Raw genomic sequence first — 12,863 nt, forward strand, 5'->3', positions numbered from 1 at the left:
ATGATATACAGAGAGAATGTATATCATCCGGCCTTCCGCTCCAAGGGGAAGTCTATTCGGCAGCACCCTGGAAAGCGCTGGCGCCGGTGTCGAACTGCAGCTTGGCAAGCCGGGCATAGATGCCGCCCTTGGCGACAAGGCTCGCATGCGTGCCTTCCTCGACGATGCGGCCGCCATCCATGACCAGGATGCGGTCGGCCTTGAGCACGGTTGCCAGCCGATGGGCGATGACGATGGTGGTGCGGCCCTGCATCAGATGCTCGAGCGCTGTCTGCACCTGCTTTTCGCTTTCGGCGTCGAGTGCCGAGGTCGCCTCGTCGAGCAGCAGGATCGGCGCGTCGCGCAGGATCGCCCGGGCAATGGCGATGCGCTGGCGCTGGCCGCCCGAAAGCGTGACGCCGCGTTCGCCGACTTCGGTGTCATAGCCGTTCTGCAGCTTTTCGATGAACTCGTCAGCCAAGGCCGCCTCGGCTGCCTTGACAATGTCAGCCTGCGATGCGCCAGGGCGACCGAAGCCAATGTTCTCGGCGGCCGTGCTGGCAAACACCGTCACGTCCTGCGGCACGATGGCGATGCGTTCGCGCACAGCGCGTGGGTCTGCTTTCCTGAGGTCGACGCCGTCGATGACAACGGCGCCAGCCTCGGGGTCGTAGAAGCGCAGCAGCAGCGAAAATACGGTGCTCTTGCCAGCACCCGAGGGGCCGACAATGGCCACCGTCTCGCCCGGCTTCACAGTGAAGCTCAGGCCATGCACGGCGGCGCGGTCGGGCCGGACCGGGTAGGAGAAGGTCACGTCGCGGAATTCGATCGCGCCGGCGCTCTTGGCGGGCAGGGCCGTGGGCACGGTGGGGGCAGCGACGGTCGGCTCTTCGGCGAGGATTTCGGTGATGCGTTCGGCAGCACCGGCTGCGGAACTGAGCTCGCCCCACACTTCCGACAGGGCGCCGAGCGCGCCGGCGGCAAACACCGAATAGAGCAGGAACTGGCCGAGCGTGCCGGGCGAGACCACGCCTTCGAGCACGTCGCGCGAACCGAACCACAGCACTGCCACGACCGAGGCGAAGATGGTGAAGATGGCAAAGAAGGTCAGCACGGCGCGGGCCAGCACCGAAGCGCGGGCGGCGTTGAATGCGGTCTCGACGGCGGCGGCGAAGCTTGATGTCACCAGCGGTTCGTTGGTGAACGCCTGGAGCGTGCGGATGGCGCCGATCTGCTCGCTGGCAAAGGCGGTGGCGTCGGCAAGCGTGTCCTGCGCCAGGCGCGACTTGCGCCGCACCGAGCGGCCGAAAGCGACCAGCGGCAGCACGATCAGCGGGATCGCGGCGATCACCAGGCCCGACAGCTTGGGGCTGGTCACCACCATCATGGCCAGCGCGCCGAGGCCGAGGATGACGTTGCGCAGGGCGACGGAAGCGGTGGCGCCAACGGCCGACTTGATCTGGGTGGTGTCGGCGGTGAGCCGCGAGACGATCTCGCCCGACATCGCCGTGTCGAAGAAGGCCGGCGACAGCGAGGTGACATGCGAAAAGACGTCGCGGCGGATGTCGGAGACGACGCGCTCGCCGAGCGTGATGACGAAATAGTAGCGGCAGGCCGAGGCCAGCGCGAGCAGCGCGGCGATGCCCACCAGCATGGCGAAATATTTGGCGATGAAGCTCGAATCGGCGGAGGAGAAGCCGTGGTCGATCATCCGGCGCACGGCGATCGGCAGCGTCAGCGTGGTGACGGCGGCGGCGACCAGCGAAATGATCGCGCCGATCACCAGCCTGGGGTAGCGGTAGAGATAAGGCGAAAGCCGGCTCAACGGACGCAGCGAACGCCGGCGCTCTTCATTCGCGGCCGTTGTGGTGCTCGCCATGCTATTTCCCTCTCGGCCACGGCCCATTTGCAGGCTGCCGGCCTTGTGATTCGAAATCGGCTGATGTATAGGCACGCCGACCGTTTCTGAAGCTGTGGCCTATCTAGCCGTGGCTTCGAATTTTCGAAAGAGGCGCATCGCCGCAGGATACCTGCGCAAGCCGCGCCGCGACAGCAGGAACAGAGCGATGAAAGCCGATATCCATCCCGACTACCACGCCATCAAGATCGTCATGACCAATGGCACCGAATACATGACCCGCTCCACCTGGGGCAAGGAAGGCGATACGATGAACCTCGATATCGACCCGACCACGCACCCGGCCTGGACCGGCGGCCAGCACAACCTGCTCGATCGCGGCGGCCGTCTGTCGAAGTTCAAGAAGCGCTACGAAGGCCTCGGCATCTAAGCCGACCGCTTCAAGAATACCAAGAACCCGCCCTCGTGGCGGGTTTTTTGTTTGCTGCGGTTGGCGGCTCCGGGGTGCGTGCCGACGACGGCTTGCGCTGCCCCTCACCCTTACCCTCTCCCCGAGGGAGAGGGGGCGTCGACGTTGCGGCCAGCCGGCAGGGGATGAGGGGCGGTGCGATGCCGGCCAGGTACGCGCTTAGCCGGTCGCCGCGATCTCGCGCAGCGCCATCGCCTTGTAGTCGGCCACCAGCGCGTCGCCCTCGGCGCGGTCGACCGAAATCGCCAGCCGCATCGTGGCCTCGCCCAGCGACATGATCAGGAAGGCCTTGCGCTCGATTTCGGTCGCGTCGACGGCGGGTGCGACCCGCCGCCATGCCTCGGCCAGCAGCGCGCCATTGGCCCGGCTGTCCCTGATATCGATATCGCGCAGCGCCTTGTCGGCCTGGGTGCCCGACCAGATGTCGCGCATCACCGGTTCGGCGAGGAAGATGCCGTAATAGACGTCGATCAGTTCGCCGAAAGCCTCGATCAGCCCTTTCCTGTCGAGCACGCCGGCAAGCCCGTCTGATATGCAGGCGCGGCCTTCGGCATTGTAGCGCTCGGCCAGCGTGCGGATGATCGCGCCCTTGTCGGGGAAGTACTGGTAGAGCGAGCCGATCGACACGCCGGCGCGTTCGGCCACTTCGCCCATCCGCATGGCGTCGCTGCCGCCTTCCGAGATCAGCGCGCTCGCCGCCTGCAGCATGCGCTCGACGCGCTCCTGGCTGCGCTTCTGGCTCGGCGCGCGCCGCAGCGCCTGGCCCGAATTGTCGTCGATTGCTTCCATGATGTTCCGCCCGCAACGAATCCGCTTGACGGTCATAATATGAGGGTTTATCACATTTGCAAATGTGAGGAATACTCACATTAACGAAGGAGGCCAGAATGACCGCATCCCAGCATGACATGAAGCCCGTTCTCATCCTCGGCGGCACCGGCAAGACCGGCCGTCGCATTGCCGAGCAGCTTGCGCAGCACAACCTGCCCGTCCGCATCGGCTCGCGCAGCGCCACCCCGTCCTTCGACTGGGAGGACCGCGCCAGCTGGGCCGGCGCAGTCGAGGGCGTCAGTGCCATCTACATCTCCTATTATCCCGATCTTGCGGCCCCAGGTGCCGCCGAGGCCGTCGGCGCATTCGCCGAATTGGCTGTCGGCATGGGTGTGAAGCGCCTGGTGCTGCTGTCCGGGCGCGGCGAGCCCGAGGCGCAGCAGGCCGAGGCCGTCGTCCGGCAGTCCGGTGCGGACTGGACGATCCTGCGCTGCAGCTGGTTCATGCAGAATTTCAGCGAGGGCTTTCTGCTCGACGCCGTGCTGGCGGGCGAGGTCGCGCTGCCGGTCGGCGCGATCCGCGAACCCTTCATCGATACCGACGACATCGCCGACGCCGCTGTCGCCGCCTTGTCAGACGACCGCCATATCGGCCAGCTCTACGAACTCACCGGTCCGCGCATGCTGACCTTCGCTGACGCCGTCGCCGAGATATCAGCCGCCACCGGCCGCGATGTGCGTTTTGTCGAGATCAGCGCCGACGAGTTCAAGGCCGGCCTTGCCGAACAGCGCCTGCCCCAGGACCTCATCGACCTGTTGGCGATGCTGTTCACCGAGGTGCTCGACGGCCGCAACCAGCATGTTGTGGACGGTGTCAGCCGGGCGCTCGGCCGGCCCGCGCGCGACTTCACGGACTATGCCAACAATGCCGCCGCAACCGGTATCTGGGGAGACAAGCAATGATCGCTGCAGCTTTCACCGCACTCAGCTTCCTCGCAGCGCTCGGCAGCGGCATCGCCGCCGGCCTGTTCTTCATCTTCTCCAACACCATCATGGCGTCATTTGCCAGATTGCCGGCGCCCCAGGGCATCGCCGCCATGCAGCAGATCAACGTCACCATCATCAACCCGCTGTTCATGCTGGTGTTCATGGGGATGGCGGTGCTGTCGCTGGTTCTAGGTGCCAAGGCGATCTTCGGCTGGAGCGAGGCGGGGGCGGCCTGGCTGCTTGCCGGCAGCGTCGCCTATCTCGTGGGGTGTTTCCTGGTGACGATGGTCTTCAACGTGCCGCTCAACGACGCGCTCGCCGCGGTCGATCCGGCAAGTGCCGAGGGTGCCGCCATGTGGACGCGCTACCTCACCGAATGGCTGCCGTGGAACCATGTCCGTGCGGTCGCCTGCCTGGTGTCGCTGGCGTCGTTCGTCATGGCCTTTGCCCGCGCCGCCTGACGCATCAACCCGCATCGGCCCGATCTTCGGAAAGCACGATGCGCCAGGCAAGAAACGATAAAGGCCGGGGATGACCCGGCCTTAGCTGTTTCAAGCATGGCGCTGCCAGCGCGCCATGGCGTGCTCGATCAGCCGGCCGACGAGATCGGGGTAGGTGACGCCAGAGGCTGCCATCGTCTTCGGATACATGCTGATGTTGGTGAAGCCGGGAATGGTGTTGACCTCGTTGACCAGTGCTGTGCCATCCGCCTTCACGAAGAAGTCGACACGCGCCATGCTCTCGCAGCCGAGCGCCAGGAAAGCGCCACGGGCGATCTCCTGCAGCTTGGCCGTGGCCGCTTCCGGCAGTTCCGCCGGGATGCGCAAGGCCGCGCCATCGGCATCGATGTATTTGGCCTCGTAGGTGTAGAAGCCGTGGCTGGCGGCCGGCATGATCTCGCCCGGCACGGAGACGGAGAGCCGTCCGTCAGGCGCTTCGAGCACGGCGAATTCGACCTCGCGGCCGGCGACGAATTCCTCGATCAGCACCTTGCGGTCATGCTTGAAGGCTTCGGCCAGTGCGATGTCCAGCTGCTCCGCCGTTTTCGGCCTTGCTGACGCCGACCGAAGAACCCTGCCGCGCCGGCTTGACGAAGACAGGCAGTCCGAGCTCGGCCTTGACGGCGTCGAAAGCGGGCTTCTCTCCGGCATGCACGGTCATTCCGCGCGCCACCGGCAGCCCGGCTTGCTTCATCAGTCGCTTGGCCACGTCCTTGTCCATGGCGTTGGCCGAGCCGATCACGCCCGAGCCGACATAAGCAATGTCCGCCACCTCGGCGAGGCCCTGGACCGCGCCATCCTCGCCGAACGGACCATGCAGGACGGGAAACAGAACGTCGACCCTCGGCAGTTCGAACGGCGCTTCGCCGGCGGGCAGGGCGACCAGCCGTCCCTTGCCGCCGGGCACCAGCGCCACCTCGGTGCCACCTGTGGGCACGGCCTTGGGCAGCGCGCCGTCGCGGTCGAGCTCGGCCAGGAACCAGCGGCCGTCGCGGGCGATGCCGACCGGCACGACCTCGTATCTGGACGCGTCGATCGCCTTGACGACGTTGCTCGCCGACATGAGGGAAACGTCGTGTTCGGAGGAGCGTCCGCCGAAAAGAACTGCGATGCGTAGCCTCGATGTCATGGATGCTTTCCGTCCCTTTGAATTTCGCGAGCGAACCCGCCGGCCAATGGCGCGATTCAACGTCCTGCTTGCTCAGCAAATCGAACTTATCTGTGGCGCCGTTTCAGGGTTCGGCGGTGCCGCGCAGCTTTTGCGCCGTTCAGGCCTGGTCCTTGGATTTATGGCCCTTGCGATCGGAATGGCCAAGGTCGCGCTCGGGGTCGATGATGTCGCGCACCAATTGCTTCAGCTTGGCCGCATCGGGAAAGCCGCCGTCGCGCTTGCGGTCCCACACCAGCGTGTCGTTGCAGGTGATGGTGAACACGCCGCCCGTGCCCGGCACCAGCGTCACCTCGCCAAGCTCGGTGCCGAAGGTCGACAGCAGCTCCTGCGCCATCCAGCCGGCGCGCAGAAGCCACATGCACTGCGTGCAGTAGGTGATGCGGATCTGGGGAAGGCTCATCAAGTCCTCAACACACTCGTTCCAGCAATCCGGTCATAGATCGGATCGTGCTTCCTGGAAACCGAGATGGCAATCCACAGCAGCCAGGCGATTTGGATGACCGCCGCGATGGCAAACATGGTCCAGTAGCCTTGCGTTTCCATCGCCGCAAACGGGTCTTCGATAACAAAGAATACGACGACCGCAAACAGCACGCCTGGGACCATGCCGATCCATTTGGCGGCTTGCCGGATCACGGCCTGCCTGAGAGGCAAGCCGATCTGACCTGGGGTGCCTGTCGGTACGGCCCTGATGCCGAGGGTGCGCTTGCCAAACGTGGCGCCCGAGCGCCGCTCCATGGCAATCAGATAGACGACAACTGCGAGGATCGCGATCCAGTCGGTGGTGAACGCATTGACAGGGTTGCCTTGGGCATCCAGCGAATAGGTGATGAAACGACCGGACGTCGTGTTGCCCTCCTGCTTGACGGTGCCAATGGCAAGAGTTCTTGCTGTTGGCAGTCCAAAGAAGCCGATCTCGCATTCGGAGAACGTGTTGGCGTCCGCTGGCGGAGGCGGTTCCAGTCCTGACGGAGCCAGCGCGACAGGCGCGCATGTCCTGGACACGAGGCCGAAGCTGCCCTGGATCGATCCATTGCTCATCGCAAACAAAATGGCCACGACGATCTGAAGCGGCACCAGGACAACAAGGCAATCGATCACCAACGCGCCGACGCGCCGCCAGAAACCCGCTCGCATTGGAGCGCTTTCAACGTCTGTCATCTGGATGGTCTCCCCTCACCACGAATGAGGCTCGCCCATCCCCAGCCAAAACGCAATTGGCGCCGGTCGAGGATTTTCGACCGACGCCAATGATGTCAACTCTAGCCTCTTTGGACGTGCTTACGCCGCGCTGAGCTTGGCCAGTGTCGCTTCGTCGACTTCGAAGTTGGCGTAGACGTTCTGCACGTCATCGTCGTCTTCGAGCGTGCCGACGAGCTTCATCAGCGACTGGGCACGCTCTTCATCGACCGGCACGTTGTTCTGTGGCTTCCAGATGATCTTCACCGACTCGGCGTCGCCGAGCGAGCTTTCGAGCGCCTTGGACACTTCGCCGAGGTTCTCGAAGGCGCAGGTGATGGTGTGGCCGTCCTCATCGGACTGCACGTCGTCGGCGCCGGCCTCGATCGCCGCGTCCATGACCTTGTCGGCATCGCCTGCGGTTGCCGGATAGACGATTTCGCCGACGCGATCCCACATGAACGACACCGATCCGGTTTCGCCCAGTGCCCCGCCCGACTTGGTGAAGGCGGCGCGCACGTTGGAGGCCGAACGGTTGCGGTTGTCGGTCAGCGCTTCGACGATCAGCGCCACGCCGCCGGGGCCATAACCTTCGTAGCGCACTTCTTCGTAGTTCTCGGCGTCGCCCATCGAAGCCTTGGAGATGGCGCGCGCGATGTTGTCCTTGGGCATCGACACGGCCTTGGCGTTCTGCACGGCAAGGCGCAAACGCGGGTTCATCGTCGGGTCGGGCACGCCGGTCTTTGCTGCAACGGTGATTTCGCGCGCGAGCTTGGAGAACATCTTCGACCGCACCGCGTCCTGGCGGCCCTTGCGGTGCATGATGTTCTTGAACTGTGAATGGCCGGCCATGGGACCCCTGTTTGTCGCTTCGGCAGTGTTTGAATGGGCCGCCTTATAGATAAATCGGCTCAATACGTCCAGACATCAGGGCTTTCCGGTACTCGCGAAAACGTGACTCTGCGCGCCAGGCAGTGGCTGAGATAGTGCGTTTCAGCCCGAACGCCCGAGAGCGCCATGCCCCTTCGCCTGTTCGCCGCCTGTCTTCTCGCCCTCCTTGCACCCGTTCAATCTGCAGGTGCTGCCGACGACCCGGTGCCGAGCAAGTGCATGGCCATCGCCCAGGCGCTGCCCGAGGTCACCTTGCCAGCTTCACTTTGGCCCAGACTTTCGTCGATGGCGACGTCACCATCACCTATGCCGGTCATTCGACCTATGTCATCGAGACGCCGGATGGCGTGCGCATCGCCACCGACTACAGTGGCATCTACGGCTCAAATCCGCTGCCGCGCATCGTCACCATGAACAAGGCCCACCGCACCCACTACACCGACATGCCCGACAAAAGCATCGAGCATGTGTTGCGCGGCTGGAACCCTGACGGTGGGCCGGCCAGGCACGCGCTGGTCGTCGACGACGTCCATGTCCGCAACGTACCGACCGACATCAGGCGCTTCGGTGAGATGGAACGCGACGGCAACTCGATCTTCATCTTCGAGGTCGCCGGCCTGTGCATCGGCCATCTCGGCCATCTGCATCACCGGCTCGAAGACGCGCATTACGGCGCCATCGGCCGGCTCGACGTGGTGATGGTGCCGATCGACGGTGGCATGACGCTGTCGATCGATGCGATGACCGAGATCACCACCCGGCTCGACTCCTCATGATCCTGCCGATGCACCGTCATTCGACACCGATTGGCGCGTTCACCGCGATGATGGGTGACGGCTTCGCGGTCGAGTTCCGCGACACCCGTTCGCTCAAGGTGTCGCTCAGGTCGCTGCCGGATCGGCCGACCATCGTCGTACTCGACGGGGTCTGAGGCTCAGCTGCCGCTGACACGCACCTGGTTGCGGCCGCCGGCCTTGGCCTCGTACAGCGCGTGGTCAGCCTTCACCAGCATGACGTCGATTGTCGTGTCGAGTGCGGCCCGGCATGCCGAGACGCCGATGCTCACCGAAAAATCGAGGGTGGGGCTCGACGCCATCGTGACCACGGCTTCATCGACCGAAACGCGGACGCGCTCAGCCAGGGCCGTTGCCTCGATCAGGTCGGTTGCCGGCAGCAACACGGCGAATTCCTCGCCGCCAAGGCGTCCGAACAGGTCGCGCCCGCGCAGATGCGTCGGCACCAGCGCACAGAATTCCTTGAGCACGGTGTCGCCGACAGCATGGCCGTAGCGGTCGTTGATGTGCTTGAAGTGATCAAGGTCGAGCATCAGCACGGCTATGTTGCCACGCGTTTGCACCAGTTCGTCGAGCCTGCACTGACCGCGTTCGAAGAAGGCGCTGCGCGATAGCGCGCCGGTCAGCGTGTCGTAGGTTGCCAGATGGGTCAGCTTGTCGATCAGGTCCCGACGTGCCGCGTTGATACTTGCCACCGTCAAGGGACCGAGTGCGGTGAGCGCGATGCCGAGCCGTATCGAATCGAGCGAATTGATCAGGTCGGGCAAGGTCGGAATGGCAACAATGCCGGCAGGGATGGCGATCAGCAGCCATATGCACAGCAGCATCGTCTGCACCGATGTCGTGAACAGGCTGTAGCTCAGCGCGCACCACAAGAGCGCCGGCATCGGAAAGGCAAGCGCACCTGCGCCGCCGATGAATACGCCTGCCATGACAGACAGGATCAGCGCAAGGCAGGGCAGGCCATGCATGATGTTGGCGTGAGACATGGTGCTGGCGGACCTGATGTTGCCGACAACCTTGCGGAAACCCGGAAACGTCAGGATCGGCGGCAGGATGATCAGGTTGTTGGCGAGTTCTGTGACCCACCAGAAGACGACGCCCTGGAGAAGGTCGCGGTCGAACAGTATGGCGACGGCACCACCGCCGACGAGTGCCGAGACCAGGGCCAGCACGCAGCAGATGCCGAACAGATAGAGCACCGAGATCGCATGCTGCAGTCTGCGGTCCTTGTCGCTGACAAACTGGAAGCAGAAGTAGCCGGTCATCGAACCGGCCATGTTTGCAACGGTCAGCCACAATGTGATGTGCCAGCTGCCGCCGGTGGCGAGATCGGCCGCGACGTAGCCGAGGAAAGCCGCAACCCAGGCCTGGGGGCTGGCATAACGCGGATTGCGCACCATCATGCCGAGAAGGATGGCGTTCGCCGGCCAGAAACTGGCGAGGAAGCCGACAGGGCGGGTGAGGATTCCGAAAAGTGCCGCAGCGAAAATCACGCCGCCGACGATGACCATGCCTCGCACCCGCTGGGTCGCAAGCGATGCGGCCAGCGGGCTGTTGGCGTCAGTTACGCTCATTAGCCCAATACGCCCGACAAAGTGTCCCTAAGCACATACTCACCGAGTGGGGTTCAAATGGCATTAACATATATTAGGGCTTTTGAAACAGCCCTTGGTTGCATTTCCGCATTGTTGCTTTCTTCGAGATTGCGAAGGCCATCCGGGCGAACAACCTTGGCCGGGGCGTCGATTGAACGGGGTCTCCCACGGCGGGCCGTGAGAGACCGTGACCTCAGGCGGCCAGCCTGACGTCCAGATCCTGCAGCGTGGTGTGGCCAAGGAAGCCGCCGGTTGAGGTTGCCGGCTGCTCGTCCTCGATGGCATGGGCAAAGATCACGGCCGGGTCGGCTTCGAGCTTGGCCATGTGCTTATGGATGCCGGGAAATTCCCTGGCGATGTCGAACAGGCCGAGGTCCTCGCCCCAGCGCGCGATGCCGATGAAATAGGCGTCGGCAACCGTTTTGTGGTCGCCGACCAGCCATTCCCTGCTTTCGAGCACGCCTTGCAGGAAGGCATAGTCGTTGGCGGCCTTGTCACGCGCCAGCTTGCGCAGCATGTCGCGGCCGACCGCGTCGCCCTCGTCCAGCTTGAAGGCATTCCAGCCATAGCCGAGGTCGGAATGCAGCGAGGTGTGGAGATAAGAAAGCATCCAGTTCAGCTGGTCGAATTCCTTGCTGCCCTGGGCGAAGCCCAGTCCCTTGTCGAGACCGCGCGCGGCGATGTTGTGCAAGATCGCCAGGCTTTCGGTCAGGGTCCGGCCGTCGCTGGTGATCATCGCCGGCGTCTGGCCGAGCGGGTTGACCTTGGCGAAGGTGCCGGAGCGCTTGGCCATCATGTCGATGCGGTGCAGCCGGTAGGGCTGGCCGAGCCATTCGAGTGCCACGATCGAGCCGAACGAGCAGCCATGCGGCACGCCGTAGAAGAGTACAGGTTCCATGTTCAATCCTCTTGAAATCGGACCGCGAAACAGTCGCGGCGTGCCGCAGAACCTATGCGTTGCTTTCGTTGCGGCAAGTACCTACATTTCCGTAAGGTACTGACTTAAAAGTAAGAATTGAGGGTTTCATGGCGAAGATCCAACCAGAAAGTTGTGGCCTCGGTCCTGCCTTCCAGGTCATCGGCGGCAAGTGGAAGGCGCTCATCCTGTGGCTGGTGCATACCGAGCCGCGCCGCTTCGGTGAGCTCAAGCGCCTGGTGCCCGACATCAGCGAGAAGATGCTGATCCAGCAGCTGCGTGAAATGGAGGCCGATGGCCTCGTCCACCGCGAGGTGTTCCACGAGGTGCCGCCGCGCGTCGAGTATTCGGCGACGCCGCTCGGCCAGTCGCTCGATGATGCTCTGGTGCCGCTCGCCAACTGGGGCAAGGCGCATGGCGCTGCCATCGAGGCGCGCAGGACGACCGCCGCCTAGCTACCAGTCATCGGGGTTGAGACGGAGTTCTCAGCCCTCGAGGTCGAACTTCAGCCGGTCGAGAATCGACATCGCGTGGGTGGCGTATTCGCTGATCCAGCGGTCGTGAATCAGCTTGATCGGCAGCGAATTGAGGTGGTTCCAGCGTTCCCGGCCGTCGCGCCGGGCGACCACCAGCTCAGCCTCCTCCAGGACCTTCAGGTGCTGCATCACGGTGCAGCGGTCCATGTCGTCGAAGCGTTCGCAAAGGGCGCCCGTAGTCAGCGCGCCATCCTTCAGCACATCCAGCATCAACCGCCGGCGCGGATGCGCCAGGGCCTTGAAAACATTGTCGTCTTTCGAATCGCTTGACATGTTATATTTTTATAACACATTATCGCCGAGTGCAAGCATAGGAGGCTCACAATGTCCTTGGGGTTCAAGGTTTCGGGGCGTATCGCCAAGCCCGTTCACGAGGTGTTCGACGCGGTCGTCAACCCGAAGAAGCTCAGCGCCTACTTCACCACCATCCGCGGTGCGAGCGCGCCGCTGGTCGCCGGCACCACCGTCACCTGGTGGGGTTCGGTACCGGTCGAGGTCGAGGAGATCGAGCTGGACAAGCGCATCGTGCTGCGCTGGGACGCCGAGGTGGCCGAGGGCCAGCCGGCCTACAAGACCAGGATCGAGATGGGCTTCGAGGTGCTCGAGGACGGCTCGACTTTCGTCACCATCGGCGAATCCGGCTGGGTCGAGGACGCGGTCGGACGCAAGGCGTCCTATGGCAACTGCGAGGGCTGGGCCGAGATGCTGTCGGCGATGAAGGCGTGGCTCGAATACGGCATCAACCTGCGCGAGGGTTTCTACCCCTCAGAGATGCGCGGCGAGTTGCCGACGACCAGTGACCGCAAGTGAAGAGGGAAGAGACGATGGCTACCAAGATCGAAGGCGGCATCAACATCGCCATGAAAGTGCCGAGCCACCAGTACGAGGCGACCATCGCCTTCTACCGCGACGTGGTTGGTCTCGAGGGCATTCCAGAAAAGGCGCCGGCCGTGGGCTTCAAGCTCGGCCCGAACCGGCTCTGGATCGACGAGGCTCCGACGATGAGCCAGGCCGAAGTCTGGCTGGAGCTGTTCACGCCCGATTTCGCCGGCACGCTCAAGCAGCTCGGCGATGCCGGTGCGGTGCGCTGCGACGCGATCGAGCCGCTGGGCGAGGATTTCCGCGGCGGCTGGATCATGAACCCGGCCAACATCGTGCACATGGTTCGCGAACCCGACGCCTGGTGAGCATGCATCTCGGGCGGCGGGATCGGCC

General features: G+C 63.9%; 14 protein-coding genes and 2 pseudogenes. 7 read left to right on the top strand and 9 right to left on the bottom strand.

Going from position 1 to position 12,863, the window contains the following annotated elements; translation table 11 throughout:
* Positions 1 to 52: 52 nt before the first annotated feature.
* The gene (locus ACHMW7_RS07180) at positions 53 to 1,858 is read right to left on the bottom strand and encodes an ABC transporter transmembrane domain-containing protein (protein WP_395449611.1); all 1,806 of its coding nucleotides are present in this window, start codon (positions 1,856 to 1,858) and stop codon (positions 53 to 55) included.
* A 187-nt stretch (positions 1,859 to 2,045) separates the two neighbouring features.
* Between ACHMW7_RS07180 and rpmE the strand changes: the two genes are divergently transcribed.
* A complete protein-coding gene (gene rpmE, locus ACHMW7_RS07185; RefSeq protein WP_108609677.1) occupies positions 2,046 to 2,267 on the top strand; it encodes a 50S ribosomal protein L31 in 222 nt (73 codons plus the stop codon).
* A gap of 198 nt (positions 2,268 to 2,465) precedes the next feature.
* Here rpmE and ACHMW7_RS07190 read toward each other — a convergent pair whose 3' ends face one another.
* Positions 2,466 to 3,095, bottom strand: a complete 630-nt coding sequence (locus ACHMW7_RS07190; protein ID WP_395449612.1) for a TetR/AcrR family transcriptional regulator — start codon at positions 3,093 to 3,095, stop codon at positions 2,466 to 2,468.
* A gap of 98 nt (positions 3,096 to 3,193) precedes the next feature.
* Here ACHMW7_RS07190 and ACHMW7_RS07195 point away from each other — a divergent pair, with 98 nt between their 5' ends.
* On the top strand, positions 3,194 to 4,039 hold the full coding sequence (locus tag ACHMW7_RS07195; RefSeq protein WP_395449613.1) for an NAD(P)H-binding protein: 846 nt from the start codon (positions 3,194 to 3,196) through the stop codon (positions 4,037 to 4,039).
* A complete protein-coding gene (locus tag ACHMW7_RS07200; RefSeq protein WP_395449614.1) occupies positions 4,036 to 4,524 on the top strand; it encodes a DUF1772 domain-containing protein in 489 nt (162 codons plus the stop codon). The genes ACHMW7_RS07195 and ACHMW7_RS07200 overlap by 4 nt, the downstream gene beginning before the upstream one ends.
* A gap of 90 nt (positions 4,525 to 4,614) precedes the next feature.
* On the opposite strand, the pseudogene ACHMW7_RS07205 reads toward ACHMW7_RS07200, so the two are convergent.
* From ACHMW7_RS07205 to ACHMW7_RS07220, 4 genes and pseudogenes are all read right to left on the bottom strand, one after another.
* Positions 4,615 to 5,692: pseudogene (locus ACHMW7_RS07205) on the bottom strand (D-alanine--D-alanine ligase family protein).
* A gap of 139 nt (positions 5,693 to 5,831) precedes the next feature.
* On the bottom strand, positions 5,832 to 6,134 hold the full coding sequence (locus ACHMW7_RS07210) for a SelT/SelW/SelH family protein (protein ID WP_395449615.1): 303 nt from the start codon (positions 6,132 to 6,134) through the stop codon (positions 5,832 to 5,834).
* On the bottom strand, positions 6,134 to 6,895 hold the full coding sequence (locus ACHMW7_RS07215; RefSeq protein ID WP_395449616.1) for an RDD family protein: 762 nt from the start codon (positions 6,893 to 6,895) through the stop codon (positions 6,134 to 6,136). Before ACHMW7_RS07215 ends, ACHMW7_RS07210 begins: the two co-directional genes overlap by 1 nt.
* Before the next feature lie 120 nt (positions 6,896 to 7,015).
* The gene (locus tag ACHMW7_RS07220; RefSeq protein WP_395449617.1) at positions 7,016 to 7,765 is read right to left on the bottom strand and encodes a YebC/PmpR family DNA-binding transcriptional regulator; all 750 of its coding nucleotides are present in this window, start codon (positions 7,763 to 7,765) and stop codon (positions 7,016 to 7,018) included.
* Positions 7,766 to 7,930: 165 nt separating this feature from the next.
* On the opposite strand from ACHMW7_RS07220, the pseudogene ACHMW7_RS07225 reads away from it, so the two are divergent.
* Positions 7,931 to 8,735, top strand: a pseudogene (locus tag ACHMW7_RS07225) (MBL fold metallo-hydrolase).
* A 3-nt stretch (positions 8,736 to 8,738) separates the two neighbouring features.
* On the opposite strand, the gene ACHMW7_RS07230 reads toward ACHMW7_RS07225, so the two are convergent.
* Positions 8,739 to 10,175 (bottom strand): diguanylate cyclase, encoded by a 1,437-nt coding sequence (locus ACHMW7_RS07230; protein ID WP_395449618.1) that lies wholly within the window; start codon positions 10,173 to 10,175, stop codon positions 8,739 to 8,741.
* 214 nt (positions 10,176 to 10,389) lie between these two features.
* On the bottom strand, positions 10,390 to 11,094 hold the full coding sequence (locus ACHMW7_RS07235; protein ID WP_395449619.1) for a glutathione S-transferase family protein: 705 nt from the start codon (positions 11,092 to 11,094) through the stop codon (positions 10,390 to 10,392).
* 128 nt (positions 11,095 to 11,222) lie between these two features.
* Between ACHMW7_RS07235 and ACHMW7_RS07240 the strand changes: the two genes are divergently transcribed.
* On the top strand, positions 11,223 to 11,567 hold the full coding sequence (locus tag ACHMW7_RS07240; RefSeq protein WP_395449620.1) for a winged helix-turn-helix transcriptional regulator: 345 nt from the start codon (positions 11,223 to 11,225) through the stop codon (positions 11,565 to 11,567).
* A gap of 30 nt (positions 11,568 to 11,597) precedes the next feature.
* On the opposite strand, the gene ACHMW7_RS07245 is transcribed toward ACHMW7_RS07240, so the two are convergent.
* Positions 11,598 to 11,921: an ArsR/SmtB family transcription factor gene (locus ACHMW7_RS07245; protein WP_395449621.1), complete on the bottom strand. Its 324-nt coding sequence runs from the start codon at positions 11,919 to 11,921 to the stop codon at positions 11,598 to 11,600.
* Between the two features lie 51 nt (positions 11,922 to 11,972).
* Here ACHMW7_RS07245 and ACHMW7_RS07250 point away from each other — a divergent pair, with 51 nt between their 5' ends.
* Both ACHMW7_RS07250 and ACHMW7_RS07255 read left to right on the top strand, forming a co-directional pair.
* Positions 11,973 to 12,458 carry an SRPBCC domain-containing protein gene (locus ACHMW7_RS07250; protein ID WP_395449622.1) on the top strand — a complete coding sequence of 162 codons (486 nt, stop codon included), beginning with the start codon at positions 11,973 to 11,975 and terminating at the stop codon, positions 12,456 to 12,458.
* Between the two features lie 14 nt (positions 12,459 to 12,472).
* Positions 12,473 to 12,835, top strand: a complete 363-nt coding sequence (locus ACHMW7_RS07255) for a hypothetical protein (RefSeq protein ID WP_395449623.1) — start codon at positions 12,473 to 12,475, stop codon at positions 12,833 to 12,835.
* The last annotated feature ends 28 nt before the right edge of the window (positions 12,836 to 12,863 follow it).

The organism is Aminobacter sp. UC22_36 (genome assembly GCF_044056035.1).
In the GTDB taxonomy this organism is placed as follows: domain Bacteria; phylum Pseudomonadota; class Alphaproteobacteria; order Rhizobiales; family Rhizobiaceae; genus Aminobacter.

What these genes read in the sequence shown, in the direction of transcription:
- ACHMW7_RS07210 (WP_395449615.1), bottom strand. Translation starts at nt 6,134, where the DNA reads ATGAGCCTTCCCCAGATCCGCATCACCTACTGCACGCAGTGCATGTGG.
- ACHMW7_RS07240 (WP_395449620.1), top strand. Translation starts at nt 11,223, where the DNA reads ATGGCGAAGATCCAACCAGAAAGTTGTGGCCTCGGTCCTGCCTTCCAG.
- ACHMW7_RS07245 (WP_395449621.1), bottom strand. Translation starts at nt 11,921, where the DNA reads ATGTCAAGCGATTCGAAAGACGACAATGTTTTCAAGGCCCTGGCGCAT.
- ACHMW7_RS07180 (WP_395449611.1), bottom strand. Translation starts at nt 1,858, where the DNA reads ATGGCGAGCACCACAACGGCCGCGAATGAAGAGCGCCGGCGTTCGCTG.
- ACHMW7_RS07190 (WP_395449612.1), bottom strand. Translation starts at nt 3,095, where the DNA reads ATGGAAGCAATCGACGACAATTCGGGCCAGGCGCTGCGGCGCGCGCCG.
- ACHMW7_RS07255 (WP_395449623.1), top strand. Translation starts at nt 12,473, where the DNA reads ATGGCTACCAAGATCGAAGGCGGCATCAACATCGCCATGAAAGTGCCG.
- ACHMW7_RS07250 (WP_395449622.1), top strand. Translation starts at nt 11,973, where the DNA reads ATGTCCTTGGGGTTCAAGGTTTCGGGGCGTATCGCCAAGCCCGTTCAC.
- ACHMW7_RS07220 (WP_395449617.1), bottom strand. Translation starts at nt 7,765, where the DNA reads ATGGCCGGCCATTCACAGTTCAAGAACATCATGCACCGCAAGGGCCGC.
- rpmE (WP_108609677.1), top strand. Translation starts at nt 2,046, where the DNA reads ATGAAAGCCGATATCCATCCCGACTACCACGCCATCAAGATCGTCATG.
- ACHMW7_RS07230 (WP_395449618.1), bottom strand. Translation starts at nt 10,175, where the DNA reads ATGAGCGTAACTGACGCCAACAGCCCGCTGGCCGCATCGCTTGCGACC.
- ACHMW7_RS07200 (WP_395449614.1), top strand. Translation starts at nt 4,036, where the DNA reads ATGATCGCTGCAGCTTTCACCGCACTCAGCTTCCTCGCAGCGCTCGGC.
- ACHMW7_RS07215 (WP_395449616.1), bottom strand. Translation starts at nt 6,895, where the DNA reads ATGACAGACGTTGAAAGCGCTCCAATGCGAGCGGGTTTCTGGCGGCGC.
- ACHMW7_RS07195 (WP_395449613.1), top strand. Translation starts at nt 3,194, where the DNA reads ATGACCGCATCCCAGCATGACATGAAGCCCGTTCTCATCCTCGGCGGC.
- ACHMW7_RS07235 (WP_395449619.1), bottom strand. Translation starts at nt 11,094, where the DNA reads ATGGAACCTGTACTCTTCTACGGCGTGCCGCATGGCTGCTCGTTCGGC.